The sequence below is a fragment of the Acinetobacter sp. CAU_H_S139_7 genome (genome assembly GCF_058599305.1).
The window spans coordinates 1541146-1563262 of sequence record NZ_CM178651.1; the positions used below are offsets into that span (position 1 = coordinate 1541146).

Annotated in this window: 18 protein-coding genes and 6 pseudogenes; 7 read left to right on the forward strand and 17 right to left on the reverse strand. The window is 39.8% G+C overall.

Annotation, left to right across the window (positions count from 1 at the left end):
* Positions 1–27: 27 nt before the first annotated feature.
* Positions 28–1653 (forward strand): IS66 family transposase, encoded by a 1626-nt coding sequence (tnpC, locus tag AC4MC0_RS07565; RefSeq protein WP_491887264.1) that lies wholly within the window; start codon positions 28–30, stop codon positions 1651–1653.
* Here the strand turns inward: tnpC and AC4MC0_RS07570 are convergent.
* Positions 1650–2582, reverse strand: coding sequence for a LysR family transcriptional regulator (locus AC4MC0_RS07570; protein ID WP_491887437.1), 933 nt, complete (start codon positions 2580–2582; stop codon positions 1650–1652). The genes tnpC and AC4MC0_RS07570 overlap by 4 nt on opposite strands.
* Before the next feature lie 245 nt (positions 2583–2827).
* On the opposite strand from AC4MC0_RS07570, the gene AC4MC0_RS07575 reads away from it, so the two are divergent.
* Positions 2828–3883, forward strand: coding sequence for a Rieske 2Fe-2S domain-containing protein (locus AC4MC0_RS07575; protein ID WP_005090794.1), 1056 nt, complete (start codon positions 2828–2830; stop codon positions 3881–3883).
* A 56-nt stretch (positions 3884–3939) separates the two neighbouring features.
* Here AC4MC0_RS07575 and AC4MC0_RS07580 read toward each other — a convergent pair.
* From AC4MC0_RS07580 to AC4MC0_RS07600, 5 genes and pseudogenes are all read right to left on the reverse strand, one after another.
* Positions 3940–4692 (reverse strand): annotated as a pseudogene (locus AC4MC0_RS07580) (IS5-like element ISAha2 family transposase); the annotation flags it as partial.
* A gap of 96 nt (positions 4693–4788) precedes the next feature.
* The gene (locus AC4MC0_RS07585; protein ID WP_000185581.1) at positions 4789–6093 is read right to left on the reverse strand and encodes a nucleobase:cation symporter-2 family protein; all 1305 of its coding nucleotides are present in this window, start codon (positions 6091–6093) and stop codon (positions 4789–4791) included.
* A 20-nt stretch (positions 6094–6113) separates the two neighbouring features.
* Positions 6114–6905, reverse strand: coding sequence for an outer membrane protein OmpK (locus AC4MC0_RS07590; RefSeq protein ID WP_491887438.1), 792 nt, complete (start codon positions 6903–6905; stop codon positions 6114–6116).
* A gap of 17 nt (positions 6906–6922) precedes the next feature.
* Positions 6923–7876 carry an isopenicillin N synthase family dioxygenase gene (locus AC4MC0_RS07595; protein WP_005090792.1) on the reverse strand — a complete coding sequence of 318 codons (954 nt, stop codon included), beginning with the start codon at positions 7874–7876 and terminating at the stop codon, positions 6923–6925.
* Between the two features lie 16 nt (positions 7877–7892).
* Entirely contained in the window at positions 7893–8867 is a 975-nt protein-coding gene (locus AC4MC0_RS07600) for an isopenicillin N synthase family dioxygenase (RefSeq protein ID WP_005090791.1), read from the reverse strand.
* A gap of 306 nt (positions 8868–9173) precedes the next feature.
* On the opposite strand from AC4MC0_RS07600, the gene AC4MC0_RS07605 reads away from it, so the two are divergent.
* On the forward strand, positions 9174–10106 hold the full coding sequence (locus AC4MC0_RS07605; protein ID WP_473340160.1) for a LysR family transcriptional regulator: 933 nt from the start codon (positions 9174–9176) through the stop codon (positions 10104–10106).
* A gap of 70 nt (positions 10107–10176) precedes the next feature.
* On the opposite strand, the pseudogene AC4MC0_RS07610 reads toward AC4MC0_RS07605, so the two are convergent.
* The 3 genes and pseudogenes from AC4MC0_RS07610 to AC4MC0_RS07620 form a co-directional block, all read right to left on the reverse strand.
* Positions 10177–11264, reverse strand: a pseudogene (locus tag AC4MC0_RS07610) (BMP family ABC transporter substrate-binding protein).
* Positions 11261–12337, reverse strand: coding sequence for an apurinic/apyrimidinic endonuclease family protein (locus tag AC4MC0_RS07615; RefSeq protein WP_000738084.1), 1077 nt, complete (start codon positions 12335–12337; stop codon positions 11261–11263). The pseudogene AC4MC0_RS07610 and the gene AC4MC0_RS07615 overlap by 4 nt, the downstream one beginning before the upstream one ends.
* Before the next feature lie 26 nt (positions 12338–12363).
* Positions 12364–13353 carry an isopenicillin N synthase family dioxygenase gene (locus AC4MC0_RS07620; RefSeq protein ID WP_005090782.1) on the reverse strand — a complete coding sequence of 330 codons (990 nt, stop codon included), beginning with the start codon at positions 13351–13353 and terminating at the stop codon, positions 12364–12366.
* Positions 13354–13697: 344 nt separating this feature from the next.
* On the opposite strand from AC4MC0_RS07620, the gene AC4MC0_RS07625 reads away from it, so the two are divergent.
* Together AC4MC0_RS07625 and AC4MC0_RS07630 are read left to right on the forward strand one after the other, a co-directional pair.
* On the forward strand, positions 13698–14753 hold the full coding sequence (locus tag AC4MC0_RS07625; RefSeq protein ID WP_491887439.1) for a Rieske 2Fe-2S domain-containing protein: 1056 nt from the start codon (positions 13698–13700) through the stop codon (positions 14751–14753).
* A gap of 197 nt (positions 14754–14950) precedes the next feature.
* Positions 14951–15184: a hypothetical protein gene (locus tag AC4MC0_RS07630; RefSeq protein WP_005265709.1), complete on the forward strand. Its 234-nt coding sequence runs from the start codon at positions 14951–14953 to the stop codon at positions 15182–15184.
* A 1-nt stretch (position 15185) separates the two neighbouring features.
* Here AC4MC0_RS07630 and AC4MC0_RS07635 read toward each other — a convergent pair.
* Positions 15186–15500, reverse strand: a pseudogene (locus AC4MC0_RS07635) (integrase core domain-containing protein); the annotation flags it as partial.
* Positions 15501–15529: 29 nt separating this feature from the next.
* Positions 15530–16056 (reverse strand): annotated as a pseudogene (locus AC4MC0_RS07640) (IS3-like element ISAba29 family transposase); the annotation flags it as partial.
* Between AC4MC0_RS07640 and AC4MC0_RS07645 the strand changes: the two are divergent.
* A pseudogene (locus AC4MC0_RS07645) lies at positions 16035–16187 on the forward strand (IS30 family transposase); the annotation flags it as partial. The pseudogenes AC4MC0_RS07640 and AC4MC0_RS07645 sit on opposite strands and share 22 nt — an antisense overlap.
* A gap of 190 nt (positions 16188–16377) precedes the next feature.
* Here the strand turns inward: AC4MC0_RS07645 and AC4MC0_RS07650 are convergent.
* From AC4MC0_RS07650 to AC4MC0_RS07665, 4 genes are all read right to left on the reverse strand, one after another.
* Entirely contained in the window at positions 16378–16596 is a 219-nt protein-coding gene (locus AC4MC0_RS07650; protein ID WP_148826182.1) for a hypothetical protein, read from the reverse strand.
* A 4-nt stretch (positions 16597–16600) separates the two neighbouring features.
* The gene (locus AC4MC0_RS07655; RefSeq protein WP_148826181.1) at positions 16601–17896 is read right to left on the reverse strand and encodes a Y-family DNA polymerase; all 1296 of its coding nucleotides are present in this window, start codon (positions 17894–17896) and stop codon (positions 16601–16603) included.
* Positions 17897–17910: 14 nt separating this feature from the next.
* The gene (locus AC4MC0_RS07660; RefSeq protein WP_004986501.1) at positions 17911–18537 is read right to left on the reverse strand and encodes a LexA family protein; all 627 of its coding nucleotides are present in this window, start codon (positions 18535–18537) and stop codon (positions 17911–17913) included.
* Positions 18538–18648: 111 nt separating this feature from the next.
* The gene (locus AC4MC0_RS07665) at positions 18649–19251 is read right to left on the reverse strand and encodes an SOS response-associated peptidase (RefSeq protein ID WP_148826180.1); all 603 of its coding nucleotides are present in this window, start codon (positions 19249–19251) and stop codon (positions 18649–18651) included.
* A 76-nt stretch (positions 19252–19327) separates the two neighbouring features.
* Between AC4MC0_RS07665 and AC4MC0_RS07670 the strand changes: the two are divergent.
* A pseudogene (locus AC4MC0_RS07670) lies at positions 19328–20259 on the forward strand (IS5-like element ISAha1 family transposase).
* Positions 20260–20348: 89 nt separating this feature from the next.
* Here the strand turns inward: AC4MC0_RS07670 and xseB are convergent.
* Positions 20349–20546 (reverse strand): exodeoxyribonuclease VII small subunit, encoded by a 198-nt coding sequence (gene xseB / locus AC4MC0_RS07675; RefSeq protein ID WP_473340186.1) that lies wholly within the window; start codon positions 20544–20546, stop codon positions 20349–20351.
* Positions 20539–21801, reverse strand: a complete 1263-nt coding sequence (gene xseA / locus AC4MC0_RS07680) for an exodeoxyribonuclease VII large subunit (protein WP_473340188.1) — start codon at positions 21799–21801, stop codon at positions 20539–20541. The genes xseB and xseA overlap by 8 nt, the downstream gene beginning before the upstream one ends.
* Positions 21802–22117: the final 316 nt, after the last annotated feature.

The window sequence follows — 22117 nt, forward strand, 5'->3', positions numbered from 1 at the left end:
TCTCATGACCTCAGGCATACTGCGGTCATGAATACACTGCCTGATTTAAGCCAACTGACCCATGAACAACTGCTGGAATTTACCAGACAGTTGGCGCTGCAGCATCAGTCTCTAGCACAATCAAACCAGCAATTAGATGCCAGAGTTCAACATCTTGAAGTCACCAATCAGCAATTAGATACCAAAGTTCAGCATCTTTCCATTCTCAATCAAAAATACGAGCATGAACTGGCGCTGTTTAAACAGCACAAATTCGGCAGTAAAAACGAACATCTCACTGCAAAACAAATCCATCTCTGGGATGAAGCGGTCGAAGAAGATATTGCCGCGGTTGATCTAGAACTGGAACGGCTAAATGCAGATAAAACCAATGCAGCGACACACAAAGCCACAGTCAACAAACCTAAACGTCGACTGCTGCCAGATCATCTACACACCATTCGTATTGAGCATGAACCTGCATCAACCCAATGCAGTTGTGGCTGCCAACTCCGTCGTATCGGCGAAGATGTCAGTGAAAAACTGCATTTCAGACCGGCACAGTTCTATAAGGAACAGCATGTGCGTGGCAAATGGGTCTGTGATCAGTGTGACACCCTGACTCAGCAAGCGATGCCCGCCTATGTGATTGATAAAGGCATTGCTTCACCTGAACTGCTCAGCCATGTGCTGGTATCGAAGTATGCCGATCATTTGCCGCTGTACCGTCAGCGCCTGATCTATCAGCGGGCGGGCATTGATCTGTCCAGATCTACTTTATCTGACTGGATAGGTCGCTGCGGTGTAGAACTGGAACCTCTGGCCAATGCCTTAAAAGAGGTGGTACTACAACAGCAGGTGCTGCATGCAGATGAAACACCGGTCACCATCATGCGGATGGGTGAGAATGATAAAAAACCGAAGAAAGGTTATGTCTGGGCCTATGCCACTACACAGTACAATCCAGTTCAGGCGGTGATCTATGACTTTCAGGATAGTCGTTCAGGCCAGCATGCTGCAGAGTTCTTGAAAGGCTGGCAGGGTTATCTGGTCTGTGATGATTACAGTGGTTATAAAGCACGCTTTAAATCAGGCGATGTCATTGAGGTGGGCTGCATGGCGCATGCACGTCGTAAATTCCATGAACTGCATGTGACCGGGAAAAGTCAGATCGCTGAACAGGCATTACTGATGATTCAGAGACTGTATGCGATAGAAGCAGAGCTCAGGAAAAAGACCGATGGTACAGCGGAAGACCGCCGCGAATACCGACAACAGCATAGTCAACCAGTGATGCAACAACTATATGAATGGCTCAACCAACATCATCTGACAGTGCCATCGAGTTCTCCCACCGCCAAGGCCATCAATTACACTCTGAAGCGTTGGCCAGCTTTAAGCCGCTATCTGGATGATGGCAATCTACCTATTTGCAATAATTGGGTCGAGAATCAGATGCGTCCCTGGGCGTTGGGGCGCAAGAACTGGCTGTTTGCAGGTTCGCTGCGCAGTGGTCAGCGAGCGGCAAACATCATGACATTAATCCAGTCAGCAAAGCTGAATGGGCTGGATCCGTATGCCTATTTAAGTGATGTGCTGAAAAGGCTGCCGACACATAAAGTGACCCAGATTGAAGAATTGCTGCCACATCGTTGGAAACCTGAACCGAATTAAAAAATAGCTATGGGGTTCAGCGCACGCTTACTTTCTTCCATTTTTTCGACCAATAAATTTACCATTATTTGTGAAAGACGAGATGTTTGACGTTTTGAAGCGACGCACAGTGCAATGGTTAAACGATGCATACCTTTTTCACGAATGGGCTTAAATACGATCTTTTTTGAGTTTAAAAGTGGTAATGCATCCATATATGACATTAAGCCAATGCCTAATTGTTGTTGAATTAATGATGTTATCATTCTAATGTCATTACATTCTATCTTTTGTATAGGATTAAATTTGTGATGTTTATAGAGTGTATGTACATAATCACTGATGACTAAGGGCTCACTTGGCATGATATGACGCTCATTTAAAGTGTCAGATAAATAGATTTTATCCATGCCGGCTAAGGTGTGATGTGGTGATAAAACATAGCCTAAAGGAATTTCAATAAAGGATAAGATTTCTAATTGATTGTGACTTTTAGGATTTAAGATAATGCCAAAATCTAATTCTGCATCAATGATTTTTCTCGATATTTCTTCACTGCTATTCATACTGATATTGAGATTAATCCATGGATAGCTTTCAGCCATGCGTTGAATACAATCCACGACAAAACCATCATTTAGGGCAGAAATAAAACCCATTTCAATATTGCCGCGACTTAATCCTTGAATTTCATCAAATCGAATTCGAGTCAGCTGATATTCTTTTTGCCATTTAAGCAAATCAGCATAAAGTAATTCACCTGCTAACGTTAGCTTCAGCCCCTGCGGTAAACGCTCAAATAAAGCAACGCCTAACTCTTCTTCAGCAAGAACAATTTGCCGATGCACTGCAGAGACTGAAATAAAAAGCTGTTCTGCGGCTTTACGTAAACTGCCAGTACGGGCAACAGCCATAAAATATTCAGAAAATCGGGAAAAGGTAATCGACATACAGCTATTCAATCTCACGGGCAGTTTACAAAGTACTTATCCATGCTTAAGCGATTTTCATGCCATAACTTTTGATTTTTTCAATTCATTCTGCTTTTGTGTTCTAAAAAGCAGAACATTGTATGCAAATCATTCTAATAGACAGAAATGCTATCCAAACGTATTTTTGACTTAGAAAAGAACGAATTAGCCCTAGTTACATGGCATAAAAGTTCTGCAAATAATGCGAATGTAGAGATTTAAAAATGAATGCGATTCCTGTACTGAATTTATTTACCCAACCACAATGCAGTTCATTTGATGCAAACGATTGGAATATTTTAGCGCAGCATTGGTACCCAGTTGCACGTACACAGGACGTTTCAGAACAACCGCAACAAGTACAATTACTTGATGTGAAAATGGCATTGTATAAAACTGAAAGTGGAAAAATTCATCTCGTGCGTGATATTTGCCCGCATCGTGGTGTGCCATTAACCAAAGGCTGGGTGAAAGGCGAAGAAATTATTTGCCCATACCACGGCCTACATTATAACGGTGAAGGAAAGTGTGTAAAAATTCCTGCACAGCCGGAACTTACACAAATTTCAGATCGTTTTTCACTGACCAAATTTCCAGTTGTAGAAAAATATGGACTTATTTGGACCAGTTTATTTAACCGCGATGTATCGAAAGCCAATTTTCCAGATTTAGACACGTGGGACAGTGAAGAACATCAGTCAATTCTCCCTCCATTTGTCGATATTGCTGGATCAAGTGGCCGTCAGCTTGAAGGCTTTATTGATGTTGCGCACTTTGCATGGGTACATAACCAAAGTTTTGCTGATCGTGAAAATCCTAAAGTACAAAAATATTCGACCGTTCGAACGGATTATGGCTTACATACAGAGTATGTGAGTGATGTCAGTAACTATCCGCATGGCTTACAACATTTAGCACCAGATGATTTTTTATGGAAACGTACTTTCGATGTCTATCCACCATTTTCAGCTATTTTGACTATCGACTTTCCTGAAAATGGCTTACTTAAAATTTTAAATGCGTGCTGTCCAGTTTCGCACAATAAAACGCGATTATTCGTTCCCTTAACTCGTAACTTTGATACTACAGGAGACTTACAGGCAGTTTATGATTTCAATGCACAAATCTTCGCTGAAGATCAGGACATGGTGGAAAGCCAAAAACCAGAAGAACTTCCTTTAGATATTTCAATGGAGGCACATTTTGAGGCAGATCGTTCATCAACCACTTACCGCCGAATTTTGGCAGAGTGGGGATTGAGCAAACGCTATACAGTTTAAAATGGCTTTGTTGCACAAAGATTTAAAAGATAACACTCTGCTCATTTGAACAGAATTCAAGTGACAACTTGGGTATGAGGACGACCTAATTCTGTAAATTTGTTCAATACGGCTATGCGTGCATGAATCTCATTCACCTGACTAGAAAAACTCCTTGCTGTTAATTTATCACCTAATAGTTTGATGCAATGCATCTTGGTTTCAACTAAACTTCGACGATGATAACCAGACCATTTTTTCCAAAGCGTTCTTCCTAAACGTTTAACTGTTTTCAGTAACTCATTCCGCTCTAAAGATCTCAATTTCTGATCTTTCCATGGTTTTGCATTTTTTCTTGGCGGAATGAGCGCATGTGCATCTCGATCTAGAATGACTTGTCTGCAGTGCTTCGTGTCATAAGCACCATCGGTATAGACCGAATCAATTCGTTCATCTAAGGGAATTTGAGCAAGTAAATCACCGAGTACTTGCGAATCGCTTACATTATTTGTAGTAAGCTGTACTGCACGTATTTGCAAGGTTTCAGCATCGATGCCAATATGAAGCTTACGCCATTGGCGACGATATTCAGGTCCATGTTTCTTACGTTTCCACTCACCTTCACCTAGAAACTTTAAGCCAGTTGAGTCGACGAGTAGATGTAGCCCATCACTACTTTTTTGATAGCTAATCGCAATATCAATATGTTTTTGTCTTCGACAAAGCGTACTGTAATCTGGTGCGGTCCAATTTAATCCACAAAGTTTAATCAGACTTTGAACAAAACCTGTGACCATGCGTAAAGAGAGTCTAAATAAAGATTTGATCATTTTGAAATTATAGGACTGAATAAACCTTATAGGCTAGGTTTGTGCAACAAAGCCCTGTGTATCTGATATTTATGCATCTTTCAATTTCTGAAGATACTATTCATCCAATATCCGCTGTTTTCGATTGAGAACAGCATTCAAAATCACAGCACAAAAAGCCGTTAGCAAAATTGGGCTGTTTAACAGAGGTGAAAGATAAGATGGTAGTTGTGAGAAAATAGTAGGTGAGAATACAGGCAACATACCTATGCCGGCACTGACTGCAATGATGTAGAGATTATTCACATTTTGAAAGTCGACACGCTGCAGTACTTTGATACCATTAGATGTCACCATCCCAAACATAAACAATGCGGCTCCACCTAGAACACATGAGGGTATAGACGCAACAAAGTAAGCTATTTTAGGAAATAGACCTAAAAGGATTAAAAACACACCAGCTAAAGCACATACACTGCGATTCTTAACACCTGTGATCGCTAGCAAACCGATGTTCTGAGCATAGGATGTATACGGGAAGATATTAAAAATCCCACCAATCATTGTGCCAAGGCTGTCAGCTCTAAAACCGCGAGTCAATTTTTCCTGATCCACCTCTTCTTCAACAATTTCACCTACAGCCATGAACATCCCAGCTGTTTCAATGAAAATAACCAGCATGACTACGCACATAGTCAAGACAGCCCAAAAGTTAAACTCTGGAATACCGAAGTGAAATGGCATCACCCAACCTAACCATGGGCTTTCATCTATCTTGTCTAAAGAGATGAGGCCAGAAAATGCAGCGATGATATAACCAATTCCCATCCCGATTAGAACTGAAATGTTGCCCAAAAAGCCTTTAACATAACGGCTGATGATAATAATGCTTAATAGAACACAGGCAGCGATAGATAAGTACAATGGATTTCCAAAGTCTTTTACCCCATATCCGCCAGCGGACCATGTGCCTGCAATACCAATGAGAGATAGACCAATCACAAGAATTTGAGTTCCTGTCACCACAGGAGGGAAGAATCGTATTAACTTTCCAATAAATGGTGAAATCAGGAAGCCAAAGATCCCTGCGATAATGATTGCCCCAAATACACTTAGTAGTCCCATATCTGGATTAGTCCCAATTGCAATCATTGGGCCTACTGCAGTAAAGGTAACTCCCATCATAATGGGAAAGCGAATACCTACATTTTTAAAACCAATAGTTTGAATGAGGGTGGCAATGCCACAAACAAATAGATCTGCAGTAATTAAGAAAGCAATTTCTGCAGTGCTTAACCCTAAAGCTCCTCCAACAATTAGGGGAATTGAAACAGCACCTGCATACATTACCAAGACGTGCTGGATACTGAGAAAAATCATGGAGCTTGGTTTTAAGTTATTGGCTGTGATTGTGTTAGTCATATATGTTTTTCTCCTTCAGCCTAAAAGGTATATTTGACGATGAAACTAGTAGCATTTTGATTAGTTTTAAAATATGGAGTGTCTTCGATTAAGAATTTGTTTTTCCAATAGTCGTATTCAATACCTGCTGCTAATTTTTTTGGGCTTAAGCCTAGATGAGGGCTAAGGTCATATTTGATTTGTGGGTTAAAGTGAAAGTCGGAAGAGTTATTACCTTTGGAATTGACTACCCAATCAATGTATCCATCAAAAATGATTGATGATTTAAGAAATGGGACGGTATATGACCAGGAAGGAGTGATTTGCCATTGTCCACTTGGGGTGTTTCCATCGTCTGGAATGCGATAGTAAAAATTAAGGGTGAAATAATCAAAGCCTTTGATATCTAGGTCAAAACCTGGACCAACTAAATAAGTCCACATATCGTCATAGCCAGGCTGATCTTGAATACTTAAGTCAAAACTCGTAGCTATTAGGACATCTTTCACTGGCCCAAAGCTCAAATTCGTATTGGTTAGTTTTCCTATTGAAAAGCGTGGGGCTATTTCTGTATAGACAGTATTATGTCCTTGGGAAGCAGTCTTTTCACCGTCAAACCAATAAGTGTCGACGAATAGAAAGAGATCTCCCCATCTCCAACTGCTCGCATGTTCAAAAGTAATCGTTTCATGTGTATCCGGCTCTACTTCGAAACCTTTACCATAAAGTGCAGAAATACTATTGGATTGCCAATATAACCAAGGTTTTTCTGCAAAAGAGTAAGTGCTGACTGCACAGGTACTTAATAGTAATGAAGTGATAATTTTTTTCATTTGAATGTCCCCGATATTTAAACGTCAGCACGATGTTTGTAAGTAGCATCAAAGCGTGACTGTAGATATTCCATGCTAGTAATTGGTGAATATTTAGGTGGATTGGATTCGCTGTAACAGTTAGGCAGGCAACGGATTACAGTTTTTGGGCTCGGCTGGATGAAGAATGGGAAAGAAAAACGTTGTTTGCCTTTAGGACTTGAAACACGATGTGGTGTAGATTTGTAGATGTCATTGGACCAACGGGCCATCATGTCGCCGATATTGATAACATAAGTATCAGGAATAGGCGGAGCATCGATCCAATTCCCATTCACATCCTGAACCTGCAATCCCCCTACATCGTCTTGAGCAAGAATAGTCACGCAGCCATAATCAGTGTGTGCTCCAGCATTGAAACTCTCTGATTGCGTATTGTCTAATGCAGGTGGGTAATGAATGAGGCGGAGTGCACACAGACTTTCTTGTAGGCAGTAATCAAAATAATTTTGTGGAAGACCAATGGCATGAGACATGGCATTTAGAAGAACTTTTCCTAAGTCCAACATCTCTTCAAAGTAGCCATCCATTACAGTTTTCCAGTCCTCGATATTCGGATATACATTAGGACCACGTAATGGTTCTTTATTGATTACATCAGGATGATCTGCTTCTAGGTGAACACCCATGTCATATACTTCTTTAAAGTCATTGGGCAGGTCAGGATTAAGTTGTTCAACACCCAATGCACCATATCCTCTGTGAGAGGCTTTGTGTTTTTGGATGTCTATTTCTAGTTTTTCAAGCAGTGGTTTACTAAAAAACTCTTTAGCTAAACTTTGAACTTCTGCAAGGTGATTCGGTTTATAACCACTGATATAGAAGAACCCCCATTCACGACATGCTTGGTCAATTTGGTTGCATATATCTGCATAATCAGGATGGTTAACGTCATAAAGAGGTGCAATGTCGATAACTGGTAATTTTTTCATGGGAAACTCCTTATTATTAGATATATGTTTTTTTGAACATGTCACGATAATGCTGTTCAACACTGATTGGTGGATATAGCGGTTCTGAGTTTTCCTCCAAACACTCTCGAATACATTCAATCTGATACTGGTGATTACCGCTGTAGAAGAATGGAACAGAATATCGTTCCCCACCTGAGATGTTGATGACGCGATGGAGGGTGGATCTATATGTATTGTTCGTCCACATAGAGATTAGGTCACCTAGGTTAACGACATAACTATCTTCAATTGGCTCTGCCCAAATCCATTGCTTTTGAGTTTGATCCCACACTTGTAAACCGCGGTTATGATCCTGAAGTAATAGGGTTAACCCTCCAAAATCAGTATGTGCCCCGCATCCTTTTTCATTTGGTTGAGCATTAGAGGGTTGTGGAGGATAGTGCAATAAACGCAAGGTGACTAAATCTGCATCCTTGCAGAACTCTGAGAAATAATCTTCTTCCAGACCTAGTGACGAACCGATAGCATGCATGAGCCTTTCTGAGACTTTGATCATTTCTAGTTGGTATTCCTCCATAACCTCTTTGAATCCATCAATATCTGGCCATTGGTTTGGGCCTTGGTTAAAAGCTTTATGGATGACAACAGGATCTGAAGCTGAGCGTTCCTTCCCGATATAAAAGCCTTCCTTGATATCAGGTGGAGAATCAGGTTCAAGGGTTTGTGCTCTTAATTGTTCATAACCTCGGTTTGCTTCAGAAAGCTCGATGGTCCATTGCATTTTCTGTTCTAGGGGAAGACTGAAAAATAATTTGGAATATTCAAAAACCTTATCTTGTAATGCTTTAGAAACTCCATGTCCCGTAATGTAAAAAAAACCTTTATCTAAGCATGCTTTCCGAATATTTGAAGCAATGTTTTGGTGCGTTTGTATGTCATTATCCAAAAGTCCAGAAATATCGATGATGGGTATAGAGGTAATGTTTTGATTGTTTTCCAGCGCAGTCATGTAGCAATCTCTCAAAAATAATGTTTTCTTTTTTTTATAAAATAATCATGAGACCGCATAGCAATGAATATCGATCAAGCTGATGCCAAAAAGAGAGCTATTCTTAATTAATTAAATAAAAACAATTGCTTAAACTTTTTTAATGAGTGATGATGCTGAAAAAGCAACGGGATGCACTGAAAATAATGCTTTAGGTCCAAAAAATGGCTGCTACTTAATGGCAAGTTTTTTGCTTCTATTTCAATAGCTCATTCAAATTTATAAATGGATTGGGGCTTTAAAATTGGAATAGGATGTGATGTTAAAATGAGTACACGTGGTCTTCGCTTTCACTCAGCAGCAATTCATTATTTTGATGCTGTACGCCGGTGCGGTTCAATCAGGGAAGCAGCCAGACAATTAAATGTCGTATCTTCTGCTGTAAACAGGCAAATTTTAAAACTCGAAGATGAAATTGGAGCACCATTATTCAATCGGGTGCCTTCGGGTATGGTGCTTACTCATGCAGGTGAGTTGTTTTCAAGACATATCAGTTTAGTACTGAGAGATACTAAGCGATTGCAGAATGAATTGGATGCACTGAAAGGGCTTTATAAAGGTCATGTTGAAATTGCGAGTGTTGAAACACTAGCGATTAATTTCCTGCCAGAGATTATTGAAAAATTCCAGGTCAAATATCCTAATATAACTGTAGGGGTTACAATTTTAGGCTCAAAAGATATCCCTAATGAAATCATTGAAAATCGGGTGGATCTAGGCTTGGCTTTTGCCTTGCCAAAGCATAATGATTTGCACCAAATAGCAATATCCCATTTTAAATTAGGTGCAATTGTATCGACTGACCATCCGCTGGCTTCTCAAAAGACGGTGTCATTCCATCAGTGCCTCGACTATGATGTGATTATGCCAAAACCTAATTTGTCTATTTATCAACAGTTGGCGCCATTATTTGCGGGTGCACAACATGCTATTCCAAATTTTAAAATGCAAACGAGTTCTTTGGAATTAATGAAACAGTTAATACTCAGGAATAAGGGAATTGGTTTTCAGACATTCTTTGGGTTGGAAAATGAAATAATTAATAATCGCCTTCGCTATATTCCGCTTAATGATAACAATGGTATCTACTGTGATTTAGGTCTGTATGCACGTAAAGGTCATTATCTTTCTACAGCAACAGACGCTCTCTCCAGGCTTATTACAGATGAAATCCTACAAAGAGGCGAAGCTGGACAATAAACATAACCTGAAAAGTACAACTAAAAAGCTAAGCCCTTATCGAAATCCCTCAATAAAGGCTTAGCTTTGTTTATTTTGGATAAGCAGCATCCACGCCTTTAACGAAATAATTCATACTCATCAATTGCGTATTTGAGAGATGTTTACCTTTTCCCAAAAGTAATGTTCCATCTTGTTTGTAAAGTGGTCCACTAAACACAATATATTGACCGTTACGAATTTTATCTCGGACTGCCAAAACCTTCATTTTTTCATTGTTAGAGACCATTGGACCAAAACCTGCTATATCGATGGCACCTTCCTTGACACCATACCATGTCGATCCCGACTTCCATATTTTGTTATGCACTTGCTGCAAAACAGGAGTATAGATTTTTTCCCAATATAACACTGATGCAGCTAGGTGACCTTTAGGAGCAAACTTACTCATATCTGAGTTCCAGCCAAAGCCAAATTTCCCTTTTTCCTGAGCAGCTTTAACTACAGCGGGTGAGTTGGTGACTTGTGATAATATATCAGCATTTTGCGATATTAATGCAAGTGCAGCCTCATGCTCTTTTCCTGAATCAAACCAAATGTTAATCCAGACTATCTTGGTCTTAATTTTTGGATTTACAGATTGAGCCCCAAGTGTATAGGCATTGATGTCTCTAATGACTTCAGGAATTGGGAATGGTGCTACAACACCCAAACATTACTTTTAGTCTTATAGCCTGCCAATACCCCTTGCAAGTAAGAGCCTTCATAGGTTCGGATATCATAGACTCCCACATTTTTTGCAGTTTTATATCCGTTCGCATGCATAAAAATGGTGTTCGGGAACTGTTTAGCTACCTTTTCAATGGCATTCATATACCCGAAGGTAGTAGCAAATATAACCTTATTTCCTTGTTGTGCGAGTCTCCGAAATGTACGTTCAGAGTCGGCATTATCTAGAATATTCTCGATATAAGAGGTCTTAAATTTACCCTGTAAGGACTTTTCTGCTTTCAGACGACCTATATCGTGTGAATAAGACCAACCATAATCGTTTTTATGAGCGACATAGACAAAAGCCGCTTGATCAGCGGCCAATGCTGGATTGGCCCCACTGATGAGTAAAAGTCCTAAAAGACTGGCATTTACGAAAATATTTTTTAAATTAAGTAGGTTATTCATGCTGATTCTCTTTGAAGAGTATCAGTTGAATTTTGTTTTGCCATAAATATTGCCAGTCGCTCCTCATAAATCTCACGAATATAATGGGCAACACTGCAACTGTCGGCAAACATGTTGTATTTCCAATTTAAACCATACGACTCTAAATTGATATTATCAACAGTCATAAGTTGAACTTTAGAATTTGGATTGTTCAAGTAGCTATCAATGATTTTACGAATGACTTCTTTGGTTGGTGCAAGCTTATATGCATGCCAGAAGTCTGTATGCCATTCACCTTCCGTAGGTTGATTAAATGGATACTGAATTCCTCGGCCAGGACGATTTGTTCCTAAGCCATTATATGGTCCTGTTTCAAATGCTAACCAGTTAACTGGATTATTCGGGACTGCAGGACGGATCTGCCCCCATGTAACTAAATTTCGATTCAGCCAATCATCTGCAAAACTATCATTATTAAAAGGATCTAACTTTCTGATAGCTTCAGGATCATCACGCATTTGTGATACAGCAAGCTCAATTTCATTTTCAATTTTAAAAATACAATGGCTGTAATCCATTGCAAACTCAAACGGCACACCTTCTTTTTCTATAAGATCTGCCACCGGAATTACTCGACGATAATCTTCAGACCAGTTATCAACGTGGCACTCTAAGGTAACCGTTATTCCTTTACTTTGAGCGTAGGTGTAGAAATCGATATAAGTTTTAGCAACTTCTTCGTTCGTTACATAATGACCATCTGCATGTTTTGCCCAAATCATCATGTTGTGGAATTTGGCCCCTACAGCGGCACTACGATTAATATCCTGTTTGAATGCTTCCTCATCCTTGCCAATGACATATAAGCCACAACCAGAATAAATAGGGATATTTGTTTTCTGACTTGCCTTGATGTAAGCATCTATTTGACTATCTTCAAGAGGGATACGATCCAGAAAATCAAAGACCTCCGCAGCTTTTAGCATTTCGAACTGTTCGAGAATAGTAGGCTCATTCAGGCTTACTGGTCGTTCTTTTGATGAGTTTTGAATGCCTAAACCAGCACAACCTAGAGGAAACATTTTTTTCATAATTTTGATACCAACTGTTGAATAAATTAAACGGCTTCTTTTTTCGATGCGTAAGTTTTTTGATACATATAGGCTAGGTACTCACCTACAGTCATTTCTTTAGGTTCAGCCTTAAATTGATCACCTAAATTTTGCAGCGTTTTGATTTTGTATTCGTAATCCAAGTCAAAGAAGGTTGGAACCGAATAACGTGAGACACCTGCTTTACTATTGAAAACACGGTGCATATTTGAGAGGTAGAGTCCATTAGTCATGAATTGGACTAAATCACCGAGGTTTACGATAAAAGTATCTGGTATGTGAGGTGCACGTATCCATTCACCCTCACTATTGCGTACTTCTAGTCCACCTACTTCATCTTGCAATAAGAGCGTCAGTAACCCCCAATCAGTGTGCGCACCGCACCCTAGCTGATTGTTTACAATTTTTTCAGATTGAGGAGGATAGTGAAGCATACGGGTAATAATGACAGTTTCATCATAGCCTGCCTCGAAGTAGTTTTCTTCAAGCCCAAGAGAAAGTGCCAATAGGCCAGCTAGATGCTTACCCAGTTTTAAAGTCTGTTGAATATAGGTTTCGGTCTGGGTCTTCATTTCAGGAAGATCTTCAGGCCACTGATTCTGCCCATGTTGTGGATAGCTTTTTTGGACATATGGGTGACTTGAATCTAGATTTTTCCCTGACATGAACCCTTCTTTTAAGTCAGGAGGAGAGCCTTCATCAAGTGTTTGAGCTGCCATTGGTTCATAACCACGAAGGCATTTGGAGTTTTTGAAATCAACTTCTAGTTTCTTTTCAATCGGAAGGTCAAAAAACTGTTTTGCAATGTCTAATTGTTTTTGGAGAACTTCAGAAGCGATACCATGATTTTTAATATAGAAGAAACCTGTTGTTCTGCATGCTTTATGGATTTCCCACGCAACAGATTTCCGGTTTTCCAGGTTATCGGAAAAACTGTCGCTTAAGTCGATTACTGGAATACTTTTAGCCGTAGAAGGTGGTGTGTATGTCAACATTTTTGTGGCTCTTTGAACTTTGTTGTTATCAACTTAATGACAATTTAATTCCGTGCATAGCAGAGAATCTCGCTCAACTCGTTGCCAAAAAGGCAACACTAAATAAAGTCAGAGTAGTAATAGGAGTCCAAGTAATTCAGCATCAATTAAGAATTGTGATGAGTTATAAAATGCTAGTTATTCGTTAAGTTTAGATAAGAAGAATAATAATAAGAAAAGTGTTCTAAAAATTAGAAATACCATTCCTAAAGTCTTTAATAGACAGATAGAAAAGAAAAAGTCATGATGCAGCAATGCTAAGAAGTTTGAATTAATCAATAACTTATAAGAGGGGCAGCGCTAAAATGAATGCAATACCAGTTCTCAATTTATTCACTCATCCACAATGTAGTCAATTTGACCCAAATGACTGGAATATTCTAGCGCAGCATTGGTATCCGGTAGTTCAAATCCAGGATGTAACGACTCAACCGCAGCAAGTTCAGCTTCTTGATGTCAAAATGGCTATTTATAAAACTGAAAGTGGAGAAATTCATCTGGTAAGAGATATCTGTCCACATCGAGGAGTGCCATTAAGTAAAGGATGGGTAGAAGGTGAAAATATTGTTTGTCCCTATCATGGGCTCAACTATAACGCACAAGGTAAGTGCGTAAAAATCCCTGCTCAACCAGAACTTACCCAAATTTCAGATCGGTTCACCTTAACTAAATTCCCTGTAGTTGAGAAATATGGACTAGTTTGGACCAGCTTATTTAGCCGTGATGAAAGTGAAGCTAATTTTCCAGTTCTTGAAACTTGGGATTCAGATGAACATCAATCAATACTCCCACCATTTGTTGATATAGCAGGTTCTAGTGGTCGTCAGCTTGAAGGTTTTATCGATGTGGCACATTTTGCCTGGGTGCATAACAAGGCATTCGCTGATCGTGATAATCCAGTAGTGCCAAAATATGAAACTGAAAGAACAGATTATGGACTTAAAACGATTTATATCTCTACAGTAAGTAACTTTCCTCATAGTTTGAGACATTTAGAGCCAGAGAAATTCTTATGGAAACGAGAATTTGATGTATATCCTCCATTCTCGGCAACACTTACTGTCTATTTTCCTAACAATGGGATTTTAAAAATTTTGAATGCTTGTTGTCCTGTTTCGCATAATCAAACCAGGCTATTTGTTCCGTTGACACGTAATTTTGATACGACGGGTGACCTACAGGCTGTATATGACTTCAATGCACAAATTTTTGCAGAGGATCAGGATATTGTTGAGAGTCAAAAACCGGAAGAACTTCCATTAGATGTTTCAATGGAGGCGCACTTTGCAGCAGACAAATCTTCAACGACATATAGACGGATATTGGCAGAATGGGGATTAAGTAAAAGATATGTGGTCTAGGGATATAAGATAACCTGATTCTCACGATTGGTTGAAATATAAGGGAAATAGTTTCCCTTATATTTTTAGAGATTGATTTCGCAGAAATACTAATATAAAAGTGACTAACCATTTATCGTAATTTCATTGTCTTAGCTTCTTCTAATTAATAAACTTGATTTTGTTACAATATCAAGTTTATACAGGGAGAGACATAGATGGTAAACCAGTATGGTGGAAGTAGAGAAGGGGCAGGACGTAAAGCTCTTTATGATGAACCTACAAAAGTTTTGCGTGTTCCAGAATCTCGTGTAGTTGAAATCAAGAACTATCTCGCAAACTCAAAGAAAGCCAAGTTCGACGATGTAGCTTCTATTACCTTGGTCAATCCAAGTACCGTTATGCATATCCCCTTGAACCGTACCGGGTTTGTCGGAGACTTTTTTATTTAAGTTAGGCCACCTGACCTAACGGGTTAATCTTATCATAGTACATTGCTTCAAACTCAAAAGGCGATACATAACCCAGTGCACTGTGTACACGCTTTTTATTGAACCAATCTACCCAGTTTAGTGTCGCAAGTTGTACATCTGCTAAACCTTGCCAATCTGCTTTTAAATATTCAATCACCTCTGTTTTGTATAAGCCATTCACCGTTTCAGCCAGAGCATTATCGTATGAATCACCAGTTGTACCGACTGATGCTCGTAAATTTGCAGCTTCTAAACGATTGGTATAGCGAATAGAAAGATATTGAACACCTCTATCCGGGTTTGTCGGAGACTTTTTTATTTAAGTTAGGCCACCTGACCTAACGGGTTAATCTTATCATAGTACATTGCTTCAAACTCAAAAGGCGATACATAACCCAGTGCACTGTGTACACGCTTTTATTGAACCAATCTACCCAGTTTAGTGTCGCAAGTTGTACATCCGCTAAACCTTGCCAATCTGCTTTTAAATATTCAATCACCTCTGTTTTGTATAAGCCATTCACCGTTTCAGCCAAAGCATTATCGTATGAATCACCAGTCGTACCGACTGATGCTCGTAAATTTGCTGCTTCTAAACGATTGGTATAGCGAATAGAAAGATATTGCACACCTCTGTCGGAATGATGAATCACATTCTTTGGCATGCCTCGATCGTGCAATGCTTGCTCAAGTGCATCGAGCACCATATCTGTATTCATCCGTGTAGATACTTTCCATCCAACAATTGCTCGTGAGAACACATCAATAATAAAGGCGGTATAGACCCAGCCTGAGTGAGTTTGAATATACGTAAAGTCACTTACCCACAGTTGGTCAGGATGATCAGCATTATTTAAATCAAGTTGCCATGTCACTGAATACTCGTCCTAGAAAAGCGTTAGATTGGCTTACACCATTAGAGAAGTTTGCTCAGCTTGTTGATTATCATAAGGCTTTTGAAACTGTCGCACCTCATGTTTGAATTCGCCCTGGATTTTAGACAATAGTGTAAATTGGTAAATCGCTGAGCTAAAGTGTTGTAGTCCAAACTCGATATGACAGTTACCCATTTTATAATGTGTCTGTCAGATTAAATTTGAACTAAATTATTCTCAGCCCAAATCCGCTTCCAATCAAATAATGATTCAAGTGGCGTGCGGCCACTGCTGAATCTAATTCACAGTACCTAAAACAGGTATCAACTTCGGTCCAGCCATTCTCGCTTTGCTAATGATCTCCACCAGTTCAGCATAAGTCAGTTCAAACTTATCCTCGCTATCAAAAACATAAACCATGTTCTTTCCTTCATGTTCAACTGGAGTAGGTGGTACAAAACGTTTCGGGATAAGAAGCTGTGCGAGTTGTTCATCAGTTAATTTAAATAAGTGCATGTTTTTATCCTACTCTTGGTAAGTCTGACCATTTGGTTAAATACGATGGTGATCTAAGCTTTTGATTCATGTGCCATGAGGCTTCTTGATTGTTGGCAATTCCCAATGTGACGAGATTCTTCCCAAACCTTTCACTGATGGCTTCGATTGCATCTGAAAGTTTTTCGCGTTCATGCCTATGTGAATAGTCCGTGAATAGATCGGGTACAAATTTGGATTTATCTGTAATTTCGAGCAGCACGATTCCCGCCTTTTTATACTTAAAACCCTTCTTAAATATCTTATCGATACCCTTCATTGCTGCCTTGGTGATGAGTAATAAGTCGTCTGTATGCTCATGCATCTGAACCACGATATATGGCGAGTAGCGCTCGGACTTATCAAAGCGACTGGTTTGGATATAGACCCCAATCATTTTGCAGATTGAGCCATCTTCCCGCATTCGCTTTACGGCTCGAGCAACATAAAGCCGGACAGATGCTTTGATGTCATCCATTTCATAGACTGGGTTCCCATATGAACGACTGCTGATGATTTGCTTCTTCGCTACCGCATCATCACTCAGGTCAATACAAGAAAGGCCTTGTAGCTCAAGCACCGTCTTTTCCATCACGATACTGAACTGCTTTTTGATTTCTTTAGGATTGGCATTGATCAGATCTAGAACAGATTGAATACCCATGGCATTGAGCTTCTTGCAGTTCTGCCTGCCAACGCCCCAAACTTCGGATACATTCACTTGTGCGAGTAGCATCTCTGTAGAGCACGGGTCCATATGGGCCAGATTACAGACCCCATTGAAGAACTTGTTCTTTTTGGCGAGATGATTGGCAATCTTGGCTTCAGTTTTTGAGCGGCCGATTCCAATGCAGCAGGGTAGTCCTAACCAACGCCAAGCTTTAACTCTCATATCTTGCGCATAATCGGTCAGGTCAAATAGATGCTCATAAGCTGTGAGCTTTAGGAAACATTCATCAATGGAATAGACCTCTTGGTCTCCTGATGCAACATAGTCCCCAAGCAGCTCCATAAAGCGCTTGGACATTTCGCCATATAAGGAGAAATTACTTGATAGCACCTGAATGTCATGTTGCTTGATCAGGTCCTGAATTTGGAATACAGGAACACCCATCTTGATGCCGAGATCTTTCGCTTCCTGACTTCTGGCCACGGCACAGCCGTCATTGTTACTGAGCACAATAGTAGGGCGATCATTCAAGGCAGGATTAAACACACGTTCACACGAGACGTAGCAATTATTCACGTCGACTAACGCGAATATTTCATTTTCACTTTGCATGGTTATTCTTCTTTTTATGAGCGGTGATAAATACGTTTTAAATTAAAAGTCACCACACCCCAGATTGAGATGGTCTGACTGTCATCAGGGATGATGTGATTGTAGTTAGGATTTTCAGCCTTCAACCAAAGTTCTGGAAGCGGATAATCTTCATCGCCAAATATCTCTTTGGTTTCGGACTTTGACATCTTATTGGTGATCATCAGCCGCTTAATTGTCGAGGCATTGTTATCAATCAGGGCAATAACAATATCGTAATGCTTGGCTTCAATACTGCGATCAATAATGATTGGATCATTAATCTCTAGGCCAGCATCAAGCATGGATTCACTGTCTACATAAGCAATGAACGTAGAAATCGGGTTGTGAATCAGGAACTCATTCAGATCGAGCGCTTTGTCTTGCTCATCCTTGGTACTAAAGGCTGGACCTGCAGGGATGCGCTCTAGAGAGACGGGAATTGAGACTTTGGATTTGGGTAGAACTGCAGTAAGCCCTAACTGCGCAACCAGTTCATTTTGAACAGCGATTTGTTCAAGCACGGTATTGATGGTAGGGCTTGGCTTACCCTCTGGACCCATGAGCTCTTGTAAAGATGACCATGCGTCGTCAGAGAAGTAGATAGGCAACTTCTTAGACATGTGATACTCCTACGCTACGAGGCGTGTTTGGAAGTAGAATTTGTCTAAATAGGATATTACTAACAACGTTTGAAAATCAAATTTAAAAAGTTGTGGATAAACAAGGATGCGTCAGAATAAGACGTTTTGTTTCTGCTTATCGCGTGGAAAAGTGATGAATTCATCGGGCATTTGAAAAAAATATTCATGCGCGTGTTCATGATCTGCAGTCAGCCAGTCTTTTCTGTACTGCTCTGGAATAACGATGATGGAGCGTTTTTCATCCTTCGGTGCATGGAATTGCTTCATGAAGGGGTGATGATCCGAATTGATGGTCAACATTGAAAAGGAACGTACCTTATTGCCATCAATCACCACATCATCATAGATCCCTGCAACAGTGAAAGGCTGATCATCTTTACGCTTGATGGTGTACCAGTATGGCTTGCCATTGATGTATTTGGGTTCGTAGAACTCTTGCACAGGGACTAGGCAGAACTTGCTGTATTTCCATGCGTGTCGAAAGCTGGGCTTATCAGCTACAGACTCGGTACGTGCATTATAAGTGTGGCTGCTAAATTTCAATTCTTTCGCCCAACTCGGAAGTAATCCAAACTTTGCGATATCAAGTTCCAAATGTTCTGAGCCATTCAAGATGATTGGAGCGTGATAAGAAGGAAAGACATGATCCTTAAGTTCAAGATCGAACTGGCTAGTATCGACACCCAAAAGCATCAAATTTCTTTTACTTGGAAATGGCTTTGTTGCACAAACCTATCTCTAAAGGCTTATTCCACAATATAATTCTCAAATGAATAAGCCCACACCTAAAATCTATCGTACAACCAATTGGTCTTCTTATAACAGTGCATTAATAAATCGAGGAAATCTCTCAATTTGGTTTGATCCCAAGACGCAATGGTACGCTCAACCCAAAGGTAAAATGGTCGAAATCAAACTTATTCAGATACAGCCATCCAATGCTGTTTAATGATCAAATCCTTATTTCGTCTTTCTTTACGCATGGTCACTGGCTTTGTGCAAAGTCTCATTCATCTTTGTAGATTAGATTGGACAGCACCAGACTATTCCACCATCTGCAGAAGACAAAAGCATATTGATATTGCAATTAACTATCAAAAAAGCAGTAATGGTCTCCAGCTACTCGTCGATTCTACTGGCTTAAAGTTTCTAGGCGAAGGTGAATGGAAGCGTAAGAAACACCAACCTGAATATCGTCGCCAATGGCGTAAACTTCATATTGGTATAGATGCTGAAACCCTTCAAATACGCGCTATTCAACTCACTACAAATAATGTGAGTGATTCACAAGTGCTTGGTGATTTACTCGATCAGATTCCACAAGATGAGCAGATTGACTCTGTCTATACTGATGGGGCTTATGACACCAAGCAATGCCGTCAAGTAATTGCAGACCGACAAGCACATGCGGTGATTCCGCCAAGAAAAAATGCGAAACCTTGGAAAGATACAAAGACCAGCTCGCTAGAGCGAAATGAATTACTTCGAACAGTTAAACGTTTAGGAAGAACAATATGGAAAAATTGGTCAGGCTATCATCGCAGAAGTCTGATAGAAACCAAGATGCATTGCATCAAATTATTAGGCGATAAACTCCGTGCGAGAAACTTTCAAAGCCAAGTCAATGAGATTCATGCACGTGTGGCCGTATTAAATAAATTTACAGATTTAGGCCGACCTCACACCCAAGTTGCCACTTAAATTTAGATAACTTGGAAGAAGTTTAGCTTTTGAATGTTTGTGCAACAAAGCCCCAAAAAAGTAAAATCAAATTTTCCGATATTATTAACTTATTGTTCCTTAAATGTCTCATTCAAAGCCTGTTGAACTGCATCCACACGTGTTTTACAGGCTTTGTATGCAACCATAGACTCTTCAACGATTTTCATTAAATTGTCGATGTCTGGTTCTTCCTGCGACTCCAATAGCTCCGCATTCTTTTTAAGGACTTCATAGCCTTCCTTGAAAGAGAGTTCTTTTTTAATCATTACTAATTACCTTCGTTACATTTGCTTGAATGGTGCCATCCTGTAATTCTACTTGGACTTTATCACCTGAAATCTGTTGAATAGAGCGAATAGCTTTTCCTTCATTACGAACAATTCCGTAGCCTTTAGCCATCACGTTTCTTGGATTCTGAATTAAGGTTTCACGCAGCAGTGATTCGACTTGATTCGTTGCCAGTTTGATCTGTTGCTGGGCTAAGTAATGTAGGGTGCTTCTCATCAAATCTACGCTCTTATTTGCTTCATTGATTTGCCCATGCGCAAGCGTCTTAATCATCCTCATGTATTGATCATTTTGGCTTTGGTACGCTGTGATTTGATGTTGGGATAATAGCTTAATGGTTTGGAATGAATCTAAGACATCCTGAGTCCGATCAGCAATTAGATTACGAATCCCACCAATTACCTTACTAGGTGTGTCAAATGAACGGTTTGCAACTTCATCTAGTATCGTACGATCTTTTTCGTGACCAATACCGACCCAAATTGGAACAGTTCGTTTGGCCAACAATGCTGCCAGTTCATAATCATTTAAATAGGCAAGGTCGTTTACAGCACCACCGCCGCGGATAATCACAATGAGATCAGGTGGTGTATTGAAATCGGTAGCCCATTGTCTGAGGCCATTACTGAGAGAGGTGATAATGCTTTGCGCAGCTGTGTTCCCTTGGAATGTTGCTGAGTAGTACTTGAAATGACATACACCAGATTTTTCTAAAGCATCAGCATCTTTTTTGAAGTCACCTAGACCTGCAGCATTTTCAGGAGCAATTACCAGGACATTCTGAATATCAAAAGGGGTAGGGATGAGCTTGTTCTTGTTTAAAAGGCCTTCAGAGGTAAGTCTTTCTAAAATTTGTTGATAGCGCCGTGCAATGTCTCCAAGCGTATAGCTTGAATCAATATCTTCAACATTCACTGAAAAGCCATACTGAGGATCAAACTTGGCTCTGACTTTTACCAAGACATTTAAATCCTTTGAAAGCTCTACACCGCTTTCTCTTTCAAACTTAAGCACCATTTTCTGAGCTATAAATTTCCAGATGGTGCCTTTACAACTCGCTATAACTTTGTCGGTACTTTCATCCTTTTCAGCTAACTCAAGATAGTAATGTCCGCCCTTAATATTTAGATTACGGATCTCAGCTTTCACCCATACAGGCTCATTGAAAGTAATTTGAATTACTTCCTGTACTGTGGATAGATAATCACTAAGAGAAAACTGAGGTTCAGACATTAGGTCAATTATTTTAAGTGCTTAGATGAATAGTATTAAAGCAAAGCTATAAGTGCAAATTGAGAATATGCTCACTTGACCTTGATCAAGGTATATGGCATATTTCTTCTATAGTGGACGTACATATGGAAATTCACTTAATTACCGTAAAAAGCTCATCATTTGATGGGCTTTTTTTGTTACTAGATAATTTGATATAAAAAATGTGAATGAGATCTCAATATAAACCAAGTATATTATTTGATATTAAGTTCTCCATGGTAGTTAATATCAGTTTATACCTGCACCTTCCCCAAGTTGCAGGTTTTTTTTCTTC